This window comes from Halosolutus sp. DAT137 (genome assembly GCF_059736405.1).
Genome location: NZ_JCAQID010000001.1, coordinates 547,549 through 567,849, shown reverse-complemented (window position 1 = coordinate 567,849; position 20,301 = coordinate 547,549). Strand labels below are relative to the sequence as shown.

Genomic DNA, 20,301 nt, shown 5'->3' with positions numbered 1-20,301 from the left:
TCAGGGGACGACACAGCGGAGTTCGGCCGGCAGATACGACCCCACGCTCGAAAGGAGTCCCGGCGGATCGGTTTCGTCACCGCAGATGACGCTCTGTTCGAGCAGTCCGAGTCGCTCGATCGTGACGTAATCCTGTGCGTGTCCCGCCCGGTTGAGCGTGGCGCGGACCTCGCCCCGAGTCGCGCTGTTGACGTTGAGTCGGCCGCGTCCGCGGGTCCACTCGTAAAGGCGATCGACTTCCTCGTCGGCAAGCCGCGAGGCGTCCGCGTCGCCGCTGGAACGGTCGCCGCCGTAGACGAACCGCAGCGGCATGTGCTGGACCAGCCCGTACCGATCGCGAATCTGTGCCGGGGTTCCGGGACCGAGACCGAGTTCGTCCGCCGGAATCCGGACGCCGTCTCCCTGGCCGGCGTCGAGAACGAACCCGTCGTCGTCCCACGATTCGAGGGTACCGACGTAGGGTTCGCCGGCCTCGAGGGTCGGGACGATTTCTCCGAACGCCTCGCCCAGGACGTTTCGCGCGACGACCGCGTCGTCGCCGTCGATCGTCACCGACGGGAAGTCGTCGTGGCGGACGCCGATCTCGTACTCCACGTCGAGGTCGCCGATCTCGTTGTCGACGAGCGATCGCAGCGAGTCGAGCGATCGCTCGCGGGCGTCGCCCTCGACGTAGAGTTTGGTTGCGAGGACGACCATCAGGCTTCCGCGTCGATATTGAGTTCGTCCTCGAGGGCATCGAGTCGGTCGTCCATCGCGGTGACGAGTCGATCGTTGTCCATCGATTCGACCGGCGAGCCACACTCCGGACACTCGAAGCCGAAGTCCATCGCCTCCCCGAACTCGAAGCGGATCGAGCAGATTTCACAGAGGTAGAACTCGTGGTTGCGCTCGTACTCCCGACGGGCCTCGAGGGCCTCGTGGAGGCGGTACATCTCCGACTCGAGATTCTCCGGGATGTTGTCGTACTCGAACGTCCAGAGGTAGGTCAGCCACCCCGAGTCTTCGTCGCGCAGCCGTCTGTACGTCGCCAGGTCGTTCTCGTAGAGAATAAACAGCGCCCGGCGAACGTCGTTCAACTCGAGGTCGAGTTCCTCGGCGAGTTCCTCGTCGGTCACTTCCCCGTCCGGCGGTGCCGCCGCGACGGGCATCCCCTTGGGACCGACCAGCTCGTGCAAGTACTTCTGAATTACCGGGTCCTCGAGCAGGTCCTCAAAAGCCATTACCTATCCGTAACGCCATCTCGCCATTAAGTCTTTTGAGCGACGGCGCTGAGAGCACGGCCGGGATGCAGCGGGTTCACCCGTCGTTGGATCGGCCGTCGAGCGACCGGTAGCGTCGGCAACTGTACGTTTTTGTGAGCGCCGTGTTTGTCTACGGGTATGGACGGATGGAAGCGGCGCGTTATCGCATACTTTGTTTTTTTGGGCGTGGCGCTGGTGGCGACTGCGTTCGGGTATCAGTGGGGAATGACCGTCTACGAGGGACGACCGCGGACGTTTCTCGACTCGTTCCAGTTTGCCGTCGAGATGTTTACGACGACGGGGTTCGGGGGCGACGCTCCCTGGGAGAGTCCGGAGATGCAATTATTCGTTACCGTGACGGATCTGCTCGGTATGGCGGCGCTCGTCGGCGCGTTACCGGTGGTGGCGACGCCGTTACTGGAAACCTTTCTCTCTACGGCTGCGCCGCGGAAACTCGATAGCCCCCTCTCGGATCACGTCGTGATCTGTTCGTACACGACACGGGCCGAAACACTGATCGACGAACTCGACTCTCGGGACGTGCCGTACGTGATCGTCGAGTCCGACCGCGACAGAGCGGACGAACTGTTCGAGGATGGTCATCGCGTGATCTGGGGGGACCCGGAATCGACCGCGGGGCTGGAAGCCGCACGACTACGCTCGGCCCGCGCGCTGCTCGCGGACGTGTCCGATCAGGTGGACGCGAGTATCGTCCTCGCCGCACGGGAACTCACCGAAAGCGTGTCGATCGTCAGCGTCGTCGAGGACCCAGAGCGGGCGAAGTACCATCGGTTAGCCGGCGCCGATCACGTCCTCTCGCCGCGGCCGTTGCTCGGTGAGAGTCTCGCGGCCAAAGTGACCACCGCGTTGCGATCGGAGATCGACGAAGCGGTCGAGATCAGCGATCAGTTACGGCTCGCGGAGGTGCCGATCCGCCACGGGAGCGCTATGGCCGGGACGACCCTGGCCGAGAGCACCATTCGAGAGCGATCGGGGGTCAACGTGGTCGGCGCGTGGATTCGAGGCAGCTTCGAGACCTCGGTCCCGCCCGAGAAGACCCTCGCCGCTGGAACGGTGTTGCTCGTTGCCGGTCGGTCCGACCAACTCGATCGCCTCGTCGGGATGACGCAGTCGACGGTTCGAACGTTCGAAACCGGGGAAACGGTGGTCGTCGGCTACGGGCAGGTCGGGCAAACCGTCGCCGCCGAACTCGATTCGGCGGGCATTTCGCACACGGTCCTCGATCGGAGCGAGATGGACGGCGTGGATATCGTCGGCGATGCGACCGAAACGGAACCGCTCGCTGCGGCCGGCGTCGAGGACGCTGCGACGGTCGTTCTGGCGCTGCCCGACGATACTACGACCGAGTTCGCAACGCTCGTAATCCGCGATCTGGCCCCGGACACGGAGATTATCGGTCGCGTCGAGGAGGATGCGAACGTCTCGAAGACGTTCCGCGCCGGTGCCGATTACGTGTTGTCGCTGGCGACGGTAACCGGCCGCATGGCCGCGTCACATCTCCTCGAAGGCCGGAACGTCCTCTCACTCGAACAACGAATGGAGGTTATCAGGACGCCCGCCCCGACCATCGTCGGGCGAACGATCGCCGAGGCGGATATCCGCAACGAAACCGGCTGTACGGTGATCGCGATTCGGCGGGGGAGCGATGTCCTCACGGATATCGGGCCGGAGACGGAGGTCAGGCCCGGCGACGAACTCGTCGTCGTCGGCACGGACGACGGAATTCGTTCGTTCGAGCGATCGTTCTGTTGACCGTTCGTCCCTGATCACCGCTTCCAGAACGCTCCAGTAAACACGACGAGGGCGGGAATGATTTCGAGACGGCCGATCCACATGAGGAATATCATCAGAAGTTTGGAGGTCATCGGAAACCCGTTGTAGCCGCCGAACGGGCCGAGTTCGCCGAATCCCGGCCCGATGTTCCCGACCGTCGCAATGGACGCGCTGACCGCGTCGATCGCGCTCAGTTCGATGGTGTCGACGCGGGCCGCATCGAGTGCGATCAGGACGGTCGCGACGGCGAAGACGAGGAGGTAGATGATAGTGAAGCCGAGCACGCCGCGAACGGCGTCCTCGTCGACGACGATGCCGCCGAGTCTGATCGGCTTGATGGCCTCGGGGTGGGCGGTCGTGAAGAGTTCTCGGCGCGCGACCTTGAGGATGATGAGCCACCGAATGACTTTGATACCCCCGCCGGTCGAACCGGCGCTGCCGCCGATGAACATCGCGAACAACAGGAGCACTTGCGCGTTCGTGTCCCACTGGGCGAAGTCGCTCGTGGCGAATCCCGTCGAGTTCATCAGGGAGCCGATCTGGAACGCGGCCTGACGGAGCGCCGGTTCGGTCGTCCCCTCTGTCGTCCCGCCGAGTGCACCCAGCGCCGGTGCCGCTCCGCCGTAGAGGAGCGCGGCGAGGATTCCGACCAGAACGGCGATCGCACCGGCGTAAGCGCGGAACTCGCTGTTGCGGAGGAACCGTCTCGGCTCGCCCCGGAGGAGGAACCAGAACAGCGCGAAGTTGGTTCCGGCGACGACCATGAACGGGATGATGATCCACTGGACGGCGGCGGAGAACGCCGCAATGCTGTTGGCTTCCGGGGAGAATCCGCCGGTCGGCAGCGTCGAGAACCCGTGGGCAACCGCGTTATAGAATCCCATGTTGGGCGCGAACCCGAGGAGGTGGAGCCCGTAGAGGAGCCCGATCAACAGCACGGTAAAGCCGAAGTAGACGAGCCAGAGAATCCGGGCCGTCTCGGCAATCTTCGGCGTGAGTTTCTGGAGTTCCGGTCCCGGAGCCTCCGCCCGGATGAGCTGTGCGCCGTTGACCGCCAGCTCGGGGAGGATCGCGATCATCAACACGATGATACCCATCCCGCCGAGCCACTGTGTGAGCTGGCGCCACATCAGGATCGCGTGGGAGTGGCGTTCGAGCGATATTTCCCCGAGGACGGTCGCCCCGGTCGTCGTGAATCCGGACATCGACTCGAACAGGGCGTTGACCGGGTGTGAGAGGGTCGAGGCCGTCCCGTAGCCCGCGAGCACGTACGGAACCGCACCCACGACGGCGACGCTAAACCACGTGACAGCCACGAGCAACAACGCCTCTCTGGGTTGGAGATCCGGATCCGGGTCGAATCGCTCGAGTGCGATCCCGAGTCCGACCGTGAGGGCGATCGTCCCCGCAAAGACGAGGATGTCTTCCCGGTAGACGAGTGCGACGACGAGCGGGACGAACATCGTCACTGCGAGGTACTTCATGATCGTCCCGGTGAGCGAGAGGCTCGCCCGCCAGTCGATGCGGACCATCAGCGCCACACCTCCGATCGATCGATCGACGGCACCGATCGCAATATCACACCCCTGCTGCACTTGGCCACGTGACCGGGGAGAGAGCTAAGAACGCTCGTGCCGTACTGACACCTACCATGGACCGCCGAGTGCCAAGCCTCCGTCACCCCCGGACATTTTTCGACGTATTCGGGATCATCGTCATTTCGGTCGGGCTGATGGCTGCCGTGGTGAGCGTCTGGCACGGAACGATCGTTCGGTACGAGATGCTGGTCTTCGTGTTGCTCGTCTTCGCCTGGGCGGTGTGGGCGGTCGATCGGATTCTCGGTCGATCGGTCAAACGGACGACCTGACCGAGCAGCGGCGAACGAAAGCGGGCCCCGCAGGGTGATCGCTCCGCCAACCGGTGTACCACATCCCTGCGCGCCACCCTCGACGCAACCGAGGTCGCCGGCGAGTTCCCGATCGAACCCGATCATCACCGAAGAGACCTCCGCGAGCGTCGACCGGCCGACGCCGGTCGTAACCGAATCGCAAACCGATATATAACAGATGCTGCCGGATCCGAACTGTGATTCATAGTTGCGTTCAATACTCCCGCTTTCCCACATAATTCTGCTGTCTTGGTCGTTCCCGAACCCGGGATACACGGGTACCGGTCGCCCTCACCGAACCTCAGCGAGACGCAGGCGCGAAGACGGCACTCGCCGGAGCGGGCAGGAGACACGACACCGAATCTCGCTACCTCGGTCGACGACCGCTCAAAACTCGTAGTGAGAGATTTCCGTCGACTCGCACCGGGAACACTCCTCGACGGTGTGGTCGAACTGTGCGCCACAGTCCCGACACTCGTACAGGTCTACCACACCGTCGTCGACGATCGTGCGAATTGTATCGAGGACCCCCATCCTGTATGTAACTGGTTCACGGATCGACTTGAATCTACCTCCGGTCGGTGCAACGTGAGAACCGATCGCACGATTATCCCGTGGTCCGCAAACTGTGCGACTCGGTGAACGGATCGAGACGGCGTCGGTCACAGGAGGTCGACGACCTCGTCGAGGACGTTGGCATCGACGAAGAGAACGACGTGATCGCCGGGTTGTACGACGGTCGTCCCGCGGGGAGTAATGAGGTTGCCGCCGCGAGAAATCGCTCCGATCACGACGCCGTCGGGCATCTCTCCCATCGCGTCGGCGATCTGGCGTCCGGTGAGTGCGCTTTCGACGCCAGCCTCGATTTCGATCACCTCCGCTTGATCGTGTTCGAGCATCGCGACTTTCTCGGTGTGGTCGGCCCGAGTAAAGCGGATGATGTCCTCTGCAGTCTCCTCGCGCGGGTTGACCGCGACGTCGATCCCGACGGTCTCGAAGACGTCGGCGTACTCCGGATGCTCGATGACGGCGACGGTTCGATCGACGCCGAGTCGACCGGCCAGCAGCGAGACGAGCAGGTTCTTTTCGTCGCTGTCGAGGGCGGCGATGACGATGTCGGCTTCGTCGACGTGTTCGCGGGCGAGAAACTCCGCGTCCGTCCCGTCGCTCTCCATGACCATCGTGTGTGGCAGCGCCTCCGCGACCTCTCGGGCGCGATCGTGATCCCGTTCGATCAGCCGCGGGTAGTTCCCCTGCTCTTCGAACAGGCGCGCGACCTGGAACCCGATTTCGCTGGCTCCGACGATAACGACCTCCTTGTCGTCGGACGGTCGCTTGCTCACGATGTCGGTCGCGAATCCGATAACCGACTCCGGACTGCCGATGACGACCACCCTGTCCCCGGCGCGAATCATCGTGTCACCGGTCGCAACCATCATTTCGCCGTTCCGGAAGATGCCGGCGAACGTCAACGAGTCGTACTGGTCGGCCTCGCGGACGGACTTGTCGGCGACCGGACTCTCCGGTCGGATGTCGAACTCCGCCATTCGAACCAGTCCCCCGGCGAACATCTCGACGTCCTGGGCGGCCTCTAACCCCGAGATGCGGAAGATCGCCTGCGCGGTCAGGAGGTCCGTACAGGCCATAAAGTCCACGCCGAAGGCACCCTCGGAGCCTTGCCAGGTCTCGAGCAGCGTCCGGCGCTTGACGCGTGCGATCGTGAACGCGTCGGTTCTCGTTTTTACCGCGCCGCAGACGACGAGATTGACCTCGTCGTCGTCGGTACAGGCGATGACCAGTCCGGCCTTCCCGAGTCCGGCCTCCTCGAGCGTCTCGATGTCCGTCCCGTCCCCTTCGACGGCGAGAACGTCCATCGAGTAAGTCAGATCCTCGACCACGTCGGGATCGCGGTCGACGACGACGACGTCGTGTGAATCCTCGAGATTGGCAGCGATCGTCCGTCCGACCTCGCCGGCACCGACGATAATTACGCGCACGGTGATCCCTCGCGAGTCATTACATTGGAGTTTTTTCAGGGACCGGATATACGTTACGCACCACCACGCCACCAGTTGCGATCGACTCGCGCGATCCGTCGCGGTCGTCGTCTGTCGTCGGCGGTCGTCGGCTGTCGTCGGCAGTCGATCGATCCCGAGTCAGTTCTCCTCGACGGACTCGACGCGTTTCCCGGTCTCCATCGGCACCACTCGACGATCGGCGTCCTCCCACTCCCGTTCCAGTTCCCGGCCCTCGAAGAGTCGATCGAGAAAGACCGCAAGCCCCGCCACTTCGGAGTGGGGCTGGTTAGTGACGCCGACGTTCCAGTCGGCGTTCTCGTACACGTCGAAGGAGACTTTCTCCGCGCCGACAACGATCAGGAGCGGGTCGTCGCCGTCGACGGTCGCGGAGCGAACCGCCGCTTCGACGTCCTGGACCCGCTCGCCGTACATGGTGAGGTGGACAACCCGCCCCTCCCAGTTGCGGATCATCCCTGACGGCGAGTCGGTGCGGTCGACGGTAAACGGACCGCCGAATCGATCGGTGATGTCCGCGACCGTCTCCTCTGACTGGCCGGCGTTTTCAGGGAAGACGACGCGGTCGGCACCGAGCGCTCGCGCAGTCAATCCGACGTGGGTCGTCATTCGCTCGTCCCGGCCGGGCCGGTGACCGAGTCGAAGGACGGTGACTTCGGGAACGGCGTGCATACCTACCCCCACCACTCCCGACGGTTAGGAAATTTCGCTTTCGTCGCCGCTCGTCGATCGGTTACTCGCCCATCGCGGCGATTTCGTCTTCGAGCCACTCACGGAACCACGTGACCCGTTTCAGGCGCTGGTGAGCGATGCTCTCGGCCGTCTCGCTTTGAACGCGCGAGGCGGCGTCGTACCCGCGTTCGAGGACGCGGGCAACCATCTCGTCGGCATCCATATGAGTGCGGGCCTCGTAGCCCATTCGCAACAGCATCAATGCGGTACCGTTCGCGCCGACCTTGTCGAGCATATCGGCTTCGATCAGACACTGCGTTTCGAGAGTGACGTCGGAGAGATCACCCTGGTAGGAGTGGTGTTCGATCGCTCGACACACCTGTGTGATGAACGATTCGGGATACTCCGACCGGGATTCGAGGTACTCGCGAGCGATGCGAGCGCCGGCCTCGGCGTGCAGTTCCTGATCCGTCTCGAGTTTGGCGACGTCGTGAAAGAGCGCGGCGACACGCGTCACGTCGATGTCGGCACCCTCCTTGTGGGCGATCTCTTCGGCGAGTTCGACCACGTTGAGGATGTGGTTGTGTCTGTACTCCGCTGAGTGCCACGGGTACCAGCGCATCCGGCCGCCCTCGTCTTCCTTCTTGACGCTGGCCGCGAGATACTCGAAGACGAACCCTTTCATTTCCTCGAACTCGGCGTCGGATACCCTGTTTTCTTTTATTTCGACGCCCACGAGAGATCCCTCCGCAATAGATGAACGGTAGTCATTACGGGAATGTAAGGTAGTTTCGCTCTTAGGCCTTTGGTTCAGGGTGGCACCGTCTAGTTCGCGATGTCCGTCCGTGGGAAAATGACCGATACGCCTCAGGAGGTCCCGGATCGATCGACGACGGTACACTATCCGGTCGGTAGCAACCAAAGCCGGCCACAGATGACAGCTATCGAATTCGAATCTGGACGGGGCGGGTACGCGCCCCGCAGTGGAATTTTCGCCCCTTCGAAATGTGAACATCTTCCGTTAAAGTCAAACAGCCGGCACCGAAAGAGAGTGGTATGAGCAGCGAACAGGGTCAGGAATCGATTCGGTGTCTCGTCGCCAAAGTCGGTCTCGACGGTCACGATCGAGGTGCCCACGTCATCGCGCGTGCGTTTCGCGACGCCGGCTTCGAGGTCATCTACTCCGGGCTGCACAAAGCCCCCGAGGAGATCGTGCAGGCGGCCGTCCAGGAGGACGTCGACGTCCTCGGAATTTCGATCCTCTCCGGGGCACACGACACGCTCGTTCCGAAGATCATGGACGGTCTCGAGGAGTACGGTGCCAAAGCGGACACGCTCGTCCTCGCCGGCGGCGTCATCCCCGACGAGGACCGCGAGGAACTGAGAGCGCTGGGGGTTGCGGAGATTTTCGGCCCCGGAACCTCGATCGAGGAGACGATCGCCTTCGTCCGCGAGAACGCACCCGAGCGATGAGCGGCGACGACGACGCACTCCTCGAGGCCCTGCTTTCTGGCGAACACCGCGCGCTCGCGAGGGTCATCTCGAAGATCGAGAACCGGTCACCGGGCTACCGCGACCTCGTTTCGGCACTGTACGCCCACACGGGCGAGGCCGACGTGATCGGGATCACGGGCAGCCCCGGCGCGGGTAAGTCGACGCTGGTCGACAAACTCGCTGAGTCCTACCGCGATCGCGGCCAGACGGTCGGCATCATCGCGATCGACCCCTCCTCGCCGTTTACCGGCGGCGCGGTGCTGGGCGATCGCATTCGGATGGCGTCGACGGTGGGCGACATGGACGTCTTCGTCCGATCGATGAGCGCCCGCGGCACTCTCGGCGGGCTTTCGACGGCGACCGCCGACGCCGTCAAAGCGATGGACGCCTTCGGCAAGGACAAGATCATCATCGAAACCGTCGGTGCCGGGCAAAACGAGATCGACATCGTCCGAACCGCCGACACCGTCGCGGTCCTCGTTCCGCCGGGATCGGGCGACGACATCCAGACGCTGAAAGCCGGCATTCTCGAAATAGCCGACGTGTTCGTCGTCAACAAGGCCGATCGGCCCGGTGCTGACCGGACCATCCAGGAACTCAAGGAGATGATCCATCTGGGCGAGGGGACAGCAACCGTTGACAGCGGCCACCACGGTGGCGACACGACGGGTACAGGAGGGCTCGATCGGGGCAAGGGTGGCAACGAGGGTGGCCCTGAAGAAGCCGACGGAGACGGGGGGATCGAACGCTGGAGTCCACCGATCGTCGAAACCGTTGCGACGACGGGTGACGGCGTCGAGACGTTCATCGACGAACTCGCCGCCCACCAGCGGCATCTGGTCGCCTCCGGAACCCGGTCAGAGATGGTCCGAACGCGCTACGCTGAAGAGATTCGGGCGCTGCTTCGCGAGGACATCCACACGATCTTAGAGAAAGAACTCGATCGCGCCGGCGGTATCGACCACCTCGCGGACGCGGTTCGGACTGGCGAGACGGACCCGTATACGATCGTAGACGACCTTCTCGCCCCCGTCGAACGCTGTCTCGACGATCTCGACGGAGACGTCACCGGATCGAACTGACCGCTGGGTCGACAGTCGTCACCGGGAGTGTTTCCGTTTCGCACGCGGAGAACGGAGCCGCCGCGTTCGGACCACACAGTCTGAGTCCGAACCGCAGGTCTAAGACGATAGACACCTTACGAAGGGAGTATGAAAGCCCGAACAGTCCTCGGCGCAGCCGCCGGAATCGTCGGCGGTGCCGTCCTCGGGAACCGCGTCCTCAAGAGCCGTGCGAGCGAGTTGGAGAAGCCGCTTCCGGGCGTCGAACGCACCTACCGATGGCGCGGCATCGAAGTGTCCTACACCGTGGCGGGCGATCCGGACGACCCGGATATGCTGCTCTGTCACGGGATCCACGCCGGGGCGAGCAGCCACGAGTTCCGGCCGATCTTCGAACGGCTCGCGGAGAACTACCGCGTGATCGCCGTCGATCTGCCGGGATTCGGACGATCTGACCGCCCGCCGCTGGTCTACTCCTCAACCCTCTACGCCGAGTTTCTCCGTGATTTCGCCGCGGACGTCACTGCCGAACCGATCGTCGTCGCCTCCTCACTGACCGGCGCGTTTGCCGCCGACGCCGCCGGGGAAAGCGATTTCGCACACCTCGTGTTGATCTGTCCGACCGAGGAGACCACCGACGAGCGACCCTGGGTCCGGACCCTCCTTCGGACACCGGTCGTCGGCACGACGCTGTTCAACCTCCTCGCGAGCAAACCCTCGATTCGATACTTCTACGATCGAGACGGCTACTACGACGCCGATCGAATCAGCGAGGACGAGGTCGAATACGCCTGGCAAAGCGCCCACCAGCCGGGTGCGCGGTACGCACCCGCATCGTTTGCGTCTGGGACGCTCGATCCGGAGTTCGACCTCCAGACGGAACTCGCCGCCCTCGAGACGCCGACGACGCTCGTCTGGGGACGAGACGCGGAACTGGTTCCGCTTCGAGACGGTCGAACGCTCGCGGATGCGGCCGACCTCGAACTCGTCGTCATCGACTACTCGACGCTGCTCCCCCACGCCGAACACCCCGAGAAATTCGTGGAGTATCTCACCGCCGAAATTCCGCGCGCGGAGCGGTAACCGCGAACGGACCGGTAGCACGGCGTGAAGAGGCGCGAACGCGGAATCTGACGAGACGGTACCGGGGACCTCCGAACCGCCCGCAACCGTTTTGCACTCGCTTCGCCTCGGTTCGATCGTGAGCGATCGCACGGACCCGCCCGGACTCCACCACGTCACCGGCCTCGCCGGCGATCCGCAGTCGAACGCGGACTTCTACGCCGGCACCCTCGGCCTTCGCTTTTGTAAGCGAACGGTGAACTTCGAGGATATCCTGGGCTACCACCTCTACTACGGCGACGCGGCGGCCACGCCGGGCACCGTCGTCACGTTCTTTCCAGCCACCAATAGCGATCCGGGACGTGTCGGCACTCCTCAACCATCGGCCGTCGCGTTCGCCGTCCCCGGGGGAAGTTTCGACTACTGGACCGACCGACTCGAGCATCGCGGCGTCGACCTCGCGTCGCGAACGCCGGCGAGTCGATTCGACGAGCGGGTGCTCGCGTTTACGGACCCGGACGGAACCCCGATCGAACTCGTTGCCGGCTCGGGTGTCGCGACAGCGGGAACCGACCCCTGGACCGCCTCGGTTCCCGAGTCGGCCGCAATTCGTGGGATAGCCGGCGTCACGCTCGACTCCCTGAACCCGTACGCGACGGCGGCCACGCTCGAAACGCTCGGATTCGATCGCGTCGGTCAGGACGGCGATCGCGTCCGGTATCGCGCCCGGGGCGATCGAGCAACCGTCGTGGACGTTCTCGATCGTGGAGCCGGTTCGAACCCGAGGTCGGGAGGGAAAGCGGAAGAGGGAGAAAGACGATCGCCCCCGAAATTCGGCAGGGAGGGGGCGGGAGCGCTCCACCACGTCGCCCTGCGCGTCCCGAGCGTCGACGACCTCTACGCGTGGCACGACCTGTTCCGGGAGCGCGACGACGACGTGTCTCGGGTGAAAGACCGGCACTTCTTTCATTCGCTGTACGTCCGCGACCCCGGCGGTATCCTCTTCGAGCTGGCGACGGAGACGCCGGGGCTGGCCGCATCCGGCGGCGATCTGACGGGAGACTCGTTGTACCTCCCCCCGCGATTCGAGGACGATCGGGAACTGATCGAGAGCCAACTGCCGCCGATTCGATCGCCCGACGGGAACGAGGGATCAACCGGCGATGAGTGATTGCTACGAGTCAGACGATGAGTGATCCCGGTGAGACCGCCGACCCCCACGGAACTGAGCCGATTCTGACGGCCGGCGCGCCGGCCGCGGCCGCGGAAGCCGCTCTCGTCGTTCTCCACGGGCGCGGGGCCACCGCGCAGGGCGTTATCAACCTGTTCGAACCCGTCTCTCAGCACGGACTCGCGGTACTCGCCCCGCAGGGCCGACGCAGTCGGTGGCTGGCGAACCCCGCCGACGCGCCGATCGAGACCAACGAGCCGTGGCTCTCCTCGGCCGTCGATCGCGTCGACGCCGCCCTCGAGATGGCGCGCAAAGCGGGCGTCCCCGCCGATCGAACCGCGATCGCGGGCTTCTCGCAGGGGGCCTGCGTCGCGGCCGAGTTCGCGCGCCGCGTTCCGCGTCGCTACGGGGGTCTGTTCGTCCTCTCGGGGACGATTCCCGGCCCCTCGATCGGCGGACGGTCTCCGCACGCCGGCGCGTCGCTGACGGAACCGTCCCTAGCGGGAACGCCGGTCTGGATCGAGTGTCACGACGACGATCCGTACCTCTCGATCGATCGCGTCCGAGCGAGCGCTCGCGTCTTCGAGGCGCTCGACGGTGACGTGACGGTTCGAGTAGCCGAGGGGGCAAGACACGCGGTGACTGACGAGGGGTTTTCGGCGCTCTCGTCGCGGCTAACGGCGCTTCTCGAGCCGTGAAGAATCGCCAAACATCCCGAAGTCAGCAGAATCGAGTTGGCAGCTTATTGGGGCGAGAACGCCAGCACGCGCTCGCCGGTCGTCTCCGAGACGGTGATCTCGATATCGACCTCGAGTCCGTTCTCGATCGTCTCGAGGTCGACGCCGACGACCTGGCCGGTAAGGCGGACGGGACCGAAGTCCGCGATCGCCGTCGCGTAGGGGGCGTCCTCCCCGAAGGCCGGAGTCGGGATGTGAGTGACGGTGAACGTCTCGATCTCGCCCGTCTCGGGGAGCGGGACCTGTTCGAGGTCCGTCGCACCACAGTCGGGACAGACGCGCCGGGGCGGCAGCGAGCCGTGCCCCTCCGGGCACTCGAGATAGTACGCCTGGCCTTCCTCTGCGGCGTCGATCCAGTCGTCGAAGCCGGCGTCCTGGACGCCCGGTTCGGCGTCGGTCATTCCACCACCTCCAGTACGTGAACGGTGACGCTGGCAACGGTGCCACCCGCGTTGTGGGCGACCCCGACCCTCGCATCTGGCACGTGCTCACTGTTTGGATGCTCGCCCGCGAGGAGGTCGGCAACCTCGGCAATCTGGGAGGCCCCGGTCGCTCCGACGGGATGCCCCTTCGCTTTCAGCCCGCCCGAGAGGTTGACCGGCGTCTCGCCGTCGGCCGTCGTTCGACCGTTGCGGGCGGCCGCGATGCCTTCACCGATCGGTTCGAGGTCGAGCGCTTCGATCGCGAGCACCTCGGCGATCGTAAAGCAGTCGTGGACTTCCGCGAGGTCGACGTTCGCGGCGTCGATACCGGCCTCGGCGTAGGCTTCCGTGCCGGCCTCGCGGGCACCGGGCGAGCGCGCGAGATAGTCTCGATCGTGCAACGCCATTCGATCGCCGCCCTGGCCGGTGCCGGTGATCGCGACGGGCGCGTCGATGTCGTGTTCCTCGGCGTACGCCTCGCTCGTGAGGACGACGGCGGCCGCCCCGTCGGAGATCGGACAGGAGTCATAGAGTCCGAGCGGACTCGAGACCTGCGGGGCCTCGAGAACGTCGTCGACTTCGATCGCGCGCTGGTACTGTGCTTTGTCGTTGTTCAGCGCGTTCGCGTGGTTCTTGACCGCGATGTGGGCCAGGTCCTCGTGTTCGCCGCCGTACTCGTCGAAGTAGGCCTGAGCCATCAGGGCGTAGGCTCCGGGGAAGGTCACGCCGGCCCGGACCTCCCAGAGGTCGTCGGCGGCGATCGCGAGCGCCTCGGTCGCGCCCGCGGTGCCGAGGTTCGTCATTCGTTCCGCGCCGCCGACGAGGATCACGTCCTCCTCGCCGTTTCGGATTCGTTTGACCGCGTCCCGAACCGCGACGCCGCTCGAGGCACAGGCGGACTCGTACCGGGTGGCGGGAGCCTGTACGCCCGCGGCTTCGGCCATCAGCGGACCGTGGTGGCCCTGGTGTTCCGAGAGTTCGCCCATGAAATTGCCATAGAGGAGTGCATCGACGTCCTCCCGTGGTACGCCGCTGTCCTCGAACGCGATGATGCTCGCTTCTGCGAAGAGGTCGCGACTCGTCCGTTCGGGAGCGCTCCCGAAGGATGTCAAGCCGACACCTGCCACGCGTACGTCACTCATAGACAACACTAGCAGGCGGATGGGCTAATACTCCGTGGTTCACATATACACACTCGCGTTCACACACTCACGATCGGTTCCATCTCATCGCGATCGATCGAAAACGGGACACGTCGACGAGAGTGTGGACGGTTCGACCCGGACCGCTCTGACCTCCCGCGAGTTTATTACCGAACGGGGAACAAACGTGCGTATGTCACCGCCTCCGTTCGACCTCGAATTGCTCACCGAACTCACCGAGACGAGCGGCGTCCCCGGCTACGAGGACCGGGTTCGCGCGATCGTCCGCCGCGAGTTCGAAGAGAGCGTCGATCGGATCCGATCCGACGCGATGGGGAACGTGGTGGGAACGATCGAGGGCGACTCGGAGTATTCGGTCGCCGTCGCGGCCCACATGGACGAAATCGGCTTCATGGTACGCCACGTCGAGGGGTCCGAAGACGGCTTTGGCTTCCTCGAACTCGACGCACTCGGTGGCTGGGACGCCCGCGTGCTCAAGGCCCAGCGGGTGACGATCCACACCGAGGATGGTGACCTGCCGGGCGTCATCGGTTCCCCTCCGCCCCACACGCTCGACGAGGACGACCGGGAGAAGACGCCGAAGGTCGAGGATGTGGCCGTCGATGTCGGCCTCCCCTACGAGGAGGTCGACGAGCGCGTCTCGCCAGGCGACCTCGTGACGATGGACCAGACGACCGAACGCGTCGGCGAGACGATCACGGGTAAGGCGCTCGACGATCGCGTCTGCCTGTTCGCGATGCTCGAAGCCGCCCGACGAATCGACGACCCCGACGTGACGATCCACTGCTGTGCGACCGTCCAGGAAGAGGTCGGTCTTCGAGGGGCACGGGCACTCGGCGTCGACGTCGATCCCGACCTCGCGATCGCACTGGACGTGACCGTCGCCAACGACGTTCCCGGCTTCGACGACGGCGACCACGTCACGGAACTCGGTGAGGGGACCGCGATCAAACTCAAGGATTCGAGCGTCATCACGAACCCCAAAGTCCACCGTCGAATGGCAGCCGTCGCCGAGGCCGAGGGGATCGACTATCAGCGCGAGATCCTCCCTGCGGGAGGGACCGATACCGCCGGCTTCCAGCACAGCGCGGGCGCAAAACCGGTCGGCGCGATCTCCGTCCCGACGCGCTACCTCCACACCGTCACCGAGACCGCCCACGTCGACGACGTCGCGGCGACGATCGATCTCCTGGCGGCGTTTCTCGAGAGCGAGGACGGCGAACGCGAGTACACGTTCTGAAACTCACAGATACGCGACGACTGCATCGAGTACCTCGGTGTCGACGAACAGGACCACGTGATCGCCGGCCTCGAGCACCGTCTCGCCGCGCGGCGTGATCAACTCGCCGTTTCGGGAAACTGCGCCCACGACGACGCGATTGGGCAACTCCGCCATCACGTCCGCGATCTGGCTGTTCGCGAGCCGACTCGTCTCCTCGACCTCGAACTCGAGTACCTCCGCCCGATCGTGTTCGAGCATGGCGACGTTTTCGGTGCGCTGTGCGCGGGTGAATCGGGTGATCTCCTCGGCGGTGACCAGCCGCGGATTGACCGCGACGTCGATGCCGACGGTCTCGAAGAGGTCGACGAAATCCGCGGCTTCGACGACACCGATCGTTCGTTCGACCCCGATCCGTTTTGCGAGCAGCGAAACGAGCAGATTCCGCTCGTCGCTGTCGAGGGTCGCGAGGACGATATCCGACTCGCCGACGTGTTCGCGGACTAAAAAATCGATATCGGTCGCGTCGCTCTGGAGGACGAGCGTCCCCGGCAGTCGCTCGGCGAGGTGTCGTGCACGGTCGCGATTCTCCTCGACCAGTCGCGGCTTTAGCCCCTGGGTTTCGAGAAGTCGGGCGGTCTGGGCACCGATCTCCGTTCCGCCGACGATCACGATCTCGTCTGCATCCTCGAGCGTCGGCGTGGGCGTCAGCGACCCCGCGAACGTGCGGACGCTCGCTTCGGGACCGATGACGACCACGGCGTCTCCGGGGCGGATCGTCGTCTCCCCCCGGACGATCGCGACCTCGTCTTCCCGGATGATCGCCGCGAACGTCAACGATTCGTAGCGATCGGCCTCAGCGACGGTCTCACCGGCAACCGGACTCTCGGAGGGGACCGCGAATTCGGCCATCGTGACGAGACCGCCCGCGAACCGATCGACCGCGCGGGCACCCGGCAACCCCGCGATCTGGACAATCGCCTCGGCAGTCTCGAGATCGGTACAGACCATGAAATCGACGCCGAAGGCCCGCTCCGAACCCGCCCAGGTCTGAAACAGGGTCGGTTGTTTGACCCGCGCGATCGTAAACGGGTCGCCCACGGCGACCGCGGTGCCGCAGGTGACGATATTCGTCTCGTCGACGTCCGTACTGGCGATGAGCATATCCGCACGGTTGACTCCCGCTTCCGCGAGCGTGTCCGCCGACATGCCGTCGCCCTCGATCGCGAGCACGTCGTGTGCGTACATGATCGATTCGACGCGATCGCCGTCCCGGTCGACGACGACCACGTCGTGAGAACTGGCGAGGTTCTCGGCGATCGTGGTGCCGACCTCGCCGGCACCGACGACGATTACGTGCACGGATCGACCACCCGCCGATCGTTCGATAGTCGGTCTCGCCAAAGCCCGGTCGGGCGCATGTAACCGACCAACGACGCCGAACAGGAAGTCGGTTTGCGTGGAACGCGCAGGGAACCCGAACGATCGCGGTCGACCCGGATGCCGCCCGGCGGCCGTCGAGACGACGCAGGTCGGGACGCACACCGAGTCGGCGGGACCAGGATGAGCGGATCGACGGGTGGCGGTCAGGGCAACTCGTGAATCGAGAGTTCCACGTCCCGTCGCTGTCCCTCGATGTCGCTGACCAGTCGCTCGACGACCGTCTCGGCCTCGTCGACGAGTCGCGGCTCGACTTTGTCGATCACCCAGTCGAGCGAGACGAATCGGGGCAGCGAGATGGCGTTTTTGTCCGCGGAGTACGGATCGTAGGTCGCCTCGAAGTAGATTCGGCTGGCCGTCGGCTCACCCTCGGGAGCGGACTCCGGTTCGGGTTCGACGCGCCACTCTCCCCGCGCGTCGATATCGTTGGTCAGTCGCCACTGCAACGAGTTGGGTGCAGCGATCGCCGTCACCTTCGATCGGGCGGTGTAGCGCAGTTTCCACCACGTGAGGACCAGGTCGTAGACGGAGCCGACGCCACCTTCTCCGTGAACCCGGACCTCCCGAAGGTGGTCAGTATACCGGGTGTAGTCCCGGAACGATCGGACGTACGGGAATACCTCCTCGGGCGAGCGGTAGGCGAGCGTGCTGAGGAGAATTCTATCCACGACGGACAGATACGAACGGTTCGATAGTAAGGATTCCCCCTCGCGAGCCGCGAGAGTCGACACGAGTCAACACGCTTCTATACCCGCGACTGACAACTGAGGAATATGCGAGACGTTTGTATCGTCGGCGGCGGCGTCGCCGGACTCGCCGCGTCGATCTTCACCGCCCGGGCCGGACTGGACACCCTCGTCGTCGACGGGGGCGAATCGATCCTCGCGCGCAACGCGAGCCTCGAAAACTATCCCGGCTTTCCCAACGGCGTCGACGCCCGCCGGTACCTGCAACTGGTTCGCGACCAGGCTCGTGCGGCGGGCGCGACCTTCGAACTCGGGCGAGTCACGAGCGCCGAACCGATCGCGGACGGTGCACTCGAGGAGGGATTCTCGCTCGAAACGGCGGGCGGCGAGCCGATCGAAGCTCGGCGCGTGATCGCCGCCTCGTGGTCTGACAGCGACTACCTCGTGCCCCTCGACGTCGGCCGCAAACAGCGCGGCAGCAAGCACTTCGTCGCCGTCGACGAGGCCGGGCGGACGGCAGTCGACGGCGTTTACGCGGCCGGCCGGATCGCGGACGAACCCCACCAGGCGATCGTGGCCGCCGGCCACGGCGCGAAAGTCGCCCTCGCGGTGATCCACGATTCGGACGCGAACTTCTATCACGACTGGGTCGCGCCGGCGGGCTACTTCACCGGGCGCGGCCGCGAGGTTCCCCCAGGCTGTGAGGAGATCGACGACGACGAACGCCGGACGCGGGACGAGCGGGCTCGGCAGACGATGCTCGATGCGTTCGCAGACCCGTTGGACGAGCAGCCGACGATGCATCCGAGCGTCGAGTCGAAGTAACGAATTGACTGTCGACTCCCAGTAACGACTCCGACCGTCGACCGAATCGGGCTGTCGCGATCGATCCCCGACCGAAACCGCCGGAGCGGCGAAGTTAACTCCCCGTCGTGAGAAACACGATCGTATGCTCGAGGGAGTCAACGTCGCACTCGGGGTGACGGGCTCGATCGCGGCCGTCAAGACGGTCGAACTGGCCCACGAGTTGCGACGCCAGGGAGCCGAGGTCCGCGGCGTGATGACCGGGAGCGCCCGGGGGATCATCCACCCGTGGGCCGTCGAGTTCGCGACCGAAAACGACGTCGTCACCGAAATTACGGGCAGCGTCGAACACGTCGAACTGTGCGGGTACGACGGCTGGGCGGACGTCCTCCTGATCGCCCCGGCGACGGCGAACACGGTCGGAAAGATCGCGAACGCGGTCGACGACACGCCCGTGACGACCTGTGCGACGACCGCACTCGGCGCGGACACGCCGGTCGTCATCGCGCCCGCGATGCACGAACCGATGTACGATCACCCCGGCGTGCTCGAGGCGATCGACACCGTCGCCGGCTGGGGCGTCGATTTCGTCGATCCCAGAATCGAAGAGGGGAAAGCCAAGATCGCGAGCGAGGAGGCGATCGTCTGCGACGTCGCCCGCGCCACCGGCGAGAGCCCGCTTGCCGGCGAGCACGTCGTCGTCACGAGTGGGGCGACGGCCGAGTCGATCGACCCCGTCCGCGTGCTGACGAACCGATCCTCCGGGCGGATGGGCCGTGCCGTGGCGACGGCCTGTTATGCCCGCGGGGCCGACGTGACGCTCGTCCACGGGGTCGTGGGTCCGCACCCGGTTTCGGGCGGCGGCGGGCTTCCAGAGGGTGATCTCCCGTACGCCGACGTCCGTGAAGTCGAGACCGCCGCGGATCTGCTCGAGGCGACGATCGACGCCTGCGACGACGCCGAGACGCTGGTGTCGGCCGCCGCGATCGGCGATTACACGGTCGAAGCCAGCGCCGAAAAGATCCGGTCTGGTCAGGATCTCACGCTGGACCTCGAACCGACGCCGAAGGTCATCGACGAGGTTCGCGATCGCTACCCCGACCTGCCGATCGTCGGGTTCAAAACCGAGACGTCGGGTGACGAGGAGAAGATGATCGACGCCGCGCGGACGACCCTCGAACGGGCCGGACTCGCGTTCGTCGTCGCTAACGATGCGAGCGTCATGGGCGAAGACCGGACGCGCGCGCTTCTGGTCCACGAAAACAACGCCGCACGGTACGAGGGGACGAAACTCGGTCTCGGTGGTGAGATCGCGGCCTCGATCGCGGCGGTGCTCGGTGCAGACCTGTCTACGAGCCAGTAGCAAATTCCCAGTGAAACTGACCGGTCACGGGAATTATATAGGTGGCGTTCC

The 20,301-nt window shown here is 64.9% G+C and carries 21 protein-coding genes; 10 read left to right on the top strand and 11 right to left on the bottom strand.

The window, feature by feature from the left end; all coding sequences use genetic code 11:
• On the bottom strand, window positions 1-696 hold the full coding sequence (locus tag AC6I6L_RS02795) for a DUF2110 family protein (RefSeq protein ID WP_497916191.1): 696 nt from the start codon (window positions 694-696) through the stop codon (window positions 1-3).
• Window positions 696-1,220 carry a transcription factor gene (locus AC6I6L_RS02790; RefSeq protein ID WP_497916190.1) on the bottom strand — a complete coding sequence of 175 codons (525 nt, stop codon included), beginning with the start codon at window positions 1,218-1,220 and terminating at the stop codon, window positions 696-698. Before AC6I6L_RS02790 ends, AC6I6L_RS02795 begins: the two co-directional genes overlap by 1 nt.
• Before the next feature lie 159 nt (window positions 1,221-1,379).
• Between AC6I6L_RS02790 and AC6I6L_RS02785 the strand changes: the two genes are divergently transcribed.
• Window positions 1,380-3,014, top strand: coding sequence for a potassium channel family protein (locus tag AC6I6L_RS02785; protein WP_497916189.1), 1,635 nt, complete (start codon window positions 1,380-1,382; stop codon window positions 3,012-3,014).
• A 14-nt stretch (window positions 3,015-3,028) separates the two neighbouring features.
• Here AC6I6L_RS02785 and AC6I6L_RS02780 read toward each other — a convergent pair whose 3' ends face one another.
• Complete coding sequence (locus tag AC6I6L_RS02780) at window positions 3,029-4,570, bottom strand: TrkH family potassium uptake protein (RefSeq protein ID WP_497916836.1); 1,542 nt, start codon at window positions 4,568-4,570, stop codon at window positions 3,029-3,031.
• A 116-nt stretch (window positions 4,571-4,686) separates the two neighbouring features.
• Here AC6I6L_RS02780 and AC6I6L_RS02775 point away from each other — a divergent pair, with 116 nt between their 5' ends.
• Window positions 4,687-4,902, top strand: a complete 216-nt coding sequence (locus AC6I6L_RS02775) for a hypothetical protein (protein WP_497916188.1) — start codon at window positions 4,687-4,689, stop codon at window positions 4,900-4,902.
• A 408-nt stretch (window positions 4,903-5,310) separates the two neighbouring features.
• Here the strand turns inward: AC6I6L_RS02775 and AC6I6L_RS02770 are convergent, their stop codons facing one another.
• The 4 genes from AC6I6L_RS02770 to AC6I6L_RS02755 form a co-directional block, all read right to left on the bottom strand.
• Window positions 5,311-5,457 carry a hypothetical protein gene (locus AC6I6L_RS02770; RefSeq protein ID WP_497916187.1) on the bottom strand — a complete coding sequence of 49 codons (147 nt, stop codon included), beginning with the start codon at window positions 5,455-5,457 and terminating at the stop codon, window positions 5,311-5,313.
• A 128-nt stretch (window positions 5,458-5,585) separates the two neighbouring features.
• Window positions 5,586-6,920, bottom strand: coding sequence for a Trk system potassium transporter TrkA (gene trkA / locus AC6I6L_RS02765; RefSeq protein ID WP_497916186.1), 1,335 nt, complete (start codon window positions 6,918-6,920; stop codon window positions 5,586-5,588).
• Between the two features lie 159 nt (window positions 6,921-7,079).
• The gene (locus tag AC6I6L_RS02760; RefSeq protein ID WP_497916185.1) at window positions 7,080-7,628 is read right to left on the bottom strand and encodes a tRNA (cytidine(56)-2'-O)-methyltransferase; all 549 of its coding nucleotides are present in this window, start codon (window positions 7,626-7,628) and stop codon (window positions 7,080-7,082) included.
• Window positions 7,629-7,689: 61 nt separating this feature from the next.
• The gene (locus tag AC6I6L_RS02755; protein ID WP_497916184.1) at window positions 7,690-8,364 is read right to left on the bottom strand and encodes an HD domain-containing protein; all 675 of its coding nucleotides are present in this window, start codon (window positions 8,362-8,364) and stop codon (window positions 7,690-7,692) included.
• A gap of 320 nt (window positions 8,365-8,684) precedes the next feature.
• Between AC6I6L_RS02755 and AC6I6L_RS02750 the strand changes: the two genes are divergently transcribed.
• From AC6I6L_RS02750 to AC6I6L_RS02730, 5 genes are all read left to right on the top strand, one after another.
• On the top strand, window positions 8,685-9,101 hold the full coding sequence (locus AC6I6L_RS02750) for a cobalamin B12-binding domain-containing protein (protein WP_497916183.1): 417 nt from the start codon (window positions 8,685-8,687) through the stop codon (window positions 9,099-9,101).
• Window positions 9,098-10,204, top strand: coding sequence for a methylmalonyl Co-A mutase-associated GTPase MeaB (gene meaB, locus AC6I6L_RS02745; protein WP_497916182.1), 1,107 nt, complete (start codon window positions 9,098-9,100; stop codon window positions 10,202-10,204). The genes AC6I6L_RS02750 and meaB overlap by 4 nt, the downstream gene beginning before the upstream one ends.
• A gap of 129 nt (window positions 10,205-10,333) precedes the next feature.
• Window positions 10,334-11,266 (top strand): alpha/beta fold hydrolase, encoded by a 933-nt coding sequence (locus AC6I6L_RS02740; protein ID WP_497916181.1) that lies wholly within the window; start codon window positions 10,334-10,336, stop codon window positions 11,264-11,266.
• 118 nt (window positions 11,267-11,384) lie between these two features.
• A complete protein-coding gene (locus tag AC6I6L_RS02735; protein ID WP_497916180.1) occupies window positions 11,385-12,416 on the top strand; it encodes a VOC family protein in 1,032 nt (343 codons plus the stop codon).
• A 17-nt stretch (window positions 12,417-12,433) separates the two neighbouring features.
• Window positions 12,434-13,114, top strand: a complete 681-nt coding sequence (locus AC6I6L_RS02730) for an alpha/beta hydrolase (RefSeq protein ID WP_497916179.1) — start codon at window positions 12,434-12,436, stop codon at window positions 13,112-13,114.
• A 44-nt stretch (window positions 13,115-13,158) separates the two neighbouring features.
• On the opposite strand, the gene AC6I6L_RS02725 is transcribed toward AC6I6L_RS02730, so the two are convergent.
• Together AC6I6L_RS02725 and AC6I6L_RS02720 are read right to left on the bottom strand one after the other, a co-directional pair.
• The gene (locus AC6I6L_RS02725) at window positions 13,159-13,554 is read right to left on the bottom strand and encodes a Zn-ribbon domain-containing OB-fold protein (protein ID WP_497916178.1); all 396 of its coding nucleotides are present in this window, start codon (window positions 13,552-13,554) and stop codon (window positions 13,159-13,161) included.
• Window positions 13,551-14,717: a thiolase C-terminal domain-containing protein gene (locus AC6I6L_RS02720; RefSeq protein ID WP_497916177.1), complete on the bottom strand. Its 1,167-nt coding sequence runs from the start codon at window positions 14,715-14,717 to the stop codon at window positions 13,551-13,553. The genes AC6I6L_RS02725 and AC6I6L_RS02720 overlap by 4 nt, the downstream gene beginning before the upstream one ends.
• Before the next feature lie 193 nt (window positions 14,718-14,910).
• On the opposite strand from AC6I6L_RS02720, the gene AC6I6L_RS02715 reads away from it, so the two are divergent.
• Window positions 14,911-15,978 (top strand): M42 family metallopeptidase, encoded by a 1,068-nt coding sequence (locus AC6I6L_RS02715; RefSeq protein ID WP_497916176.1) that lies wholly within the window; start codon window positions 14,911-14,913, stop codon window positions 15,976-15,978.
• A gap of 3 nt (window positions 15,979-15,981) precedes the next feature.
• On the opposite strand, the gene trkA (AC6I6L_RS02710) is transcribed toward AC6I6L_RS02715, so the two are convergent.
• Both trkA (AC6I6L_RS02710) and AC6I6L_RS02705 read right to left on the bottom strand, forming a co-directional pair.
• On the bottom strand, window positions 15,982-17,319 hold the full coding sequence (trkA, locus tag AC6I6L_RS02710) for a Trk system potassium transporter TrkA (RefSeq protein ID WP_497916175.1): 1,338 nt from the start codon (window positions 17,317-17,319) through the stop codon (window positions 15,982-15,984).
• 224 nt (window positions 17,320-17,543) lie between these two features.
• Entirely contained in the window at window positions 17,544-18,065 is a 522-nt protein-coding gene (locus tag AC6I6L_RS02705) for an SRPBCC family protein (RefSeq protein WP_497916174.1), read from the bottom strand.
• A 105-nt stretch (window positions 18,066-18,170) separates the two neighbouring features.
• On the opposite strand from AC6I6L_RS02705, the gene AC6I6L_RS02700 reads away from it, so the two are divergent.
• Entirely contained in the window at window positions 18,171-18,908 is a 738-nt protein-coding gene (locus AC6I6L_RS02700) for an NAD(P)/FAD-dependent oxidoreductase (RefSeq protein WP_497916173.1), read from the top strand.
• 124 nt (window positions 18,909-19,032) lie between these two features.
• Window positions 19,033-20,250 (top strand): bifunctional phosphopantothenoylcysteine decarboxylase/phosphopantothenate--cysteine ligase CoaBC, encoded by a 1,218-nt coding sequence (gene coaBC, locus AC6I6L_RS02695; protein WP_497916172.1) that lies wholly within the window; start codon window positions 19,033-19,035, stop codon window positions 20,248-20,250.
• Window positions 20,251-20,301: the final 51 nt, after the last annotated feature.

What these genes read in the sequence shown, in the direction of transcription:
- AC6I6L_RS02795 (WP_497916191.1), bottom strand. Translation starts at nt 696, where the DNA reads ATGGTCGTCCTCGCAACCAAACTCTACGTCGAGGGCGACGCCCGCGAG.
- AC6I6L_RS02790 (WP_497916190.1), bottom strand. Translation starts at nt 1,220, where the DNA reads ATGGCTTTTGAGGACCTGCTCGAGGACCCGGTAATTCAGAAGTACTTG.
- AC6I6L_RS02785 (WP_497916189.1), top strand. Translation starts at nt 1,380, where the DNA reads ATGGACGGATGGAAGCGGCGCGTTATCGCATACTTTGTTTTTTTGGGC.
- AC6I6L_RS02775 (WP_497916188.1), top strand. Translation starts at nt 4,687, where the DNA reads ATGGACCGCCGAGTGCCAAGCCTCCGTCACCCCCGGACATTTTTCGAC.
- AC6I6L_RS02770 (WP_497916187.1), bottom strand. Translation starts at nt 5,457, where the DNA reads ATGGGGGTCCTCGATACAATTCGCACGATCGTCGACGACGGTGTGGTA.
- AC6I6L_RS02760 (WP_497916185.1), bottom strand. Translation starts at nt 7,628, where the DNA reads ATGCACGCCGTTCCCGAAGTCACCGTCCTTCGACTCGGTCACCGGCCC.
- AC6I6L_RS02750 (WP_497916183.1), top strand. Translation starts at nt 8,685, where the DNA reads ATGAGCAGCGAACAGGGTCAGGAATCGATTCGGTGTCTCGTCGCCAAA.
- meaB (WP_497916182.1), top strand. Translation starts at nt 9,098, where the DNA reads ATGAGCGGCGACGACGACGCACTCCTCGAGGCCCTGCTTTCTGGCGAA.
- AC6I6L_RS02740 (WP_497916181.1), top strand. Translation starts at nt 10,334, where the DNA reads ATGAAAGCCCGAACAGTCCTCGGCGCAGCCGCCGGAATCGTCGGCGGT.
- AC6I6L_RS02730 (WP_497916179.1), top strand. Translation starts at nt 12,434, where the DNA reads ATGAGTGATCCCGGTGAGACCGCCGACCCCCACGGAACTGAGCCGATT.
- AC6I6L_RS02725 (WP_497916178.1), bottom strand. Translation starts at nt 13,554, where the DNA reads ATGACCGACGCCGAACCGGGCGTCCAGGACGCCGGCTTCGACGACTGG.
- AC6I6L_RS02720 (WP_497916177.1), bottom strand. Translation starts at nt 14,717, where the DNA reads ATGAGTGACGTACGCGTGGCAGGTGTCGGCTTGACATCCTTCGGGAGC.
- AC6I6L_RS02715 (WP_497916176.1), top strand. Translation starts at nt 14,911, where the DNA reads ATGTCACCGCCTCCGTTCGACCTCGAATTGCTCACCGAACTCACCGAG.
- AC6I6L_RS02700 (WP_497916173.1), top strand. Translation starts at nt 18,171, where the DNA reads ATGCGAGACGTTTGTATCGTCGGCGGCGGCGTCGCCGGACTCGCCGCG.
- coaBC (WP_497916172.1), top strand. Translation starts at nt 19,033, where the DNA reads ATGCTCGAGGGAGTCAACGTCGCACTCGGGGTGACGGGCTCGATCGCG.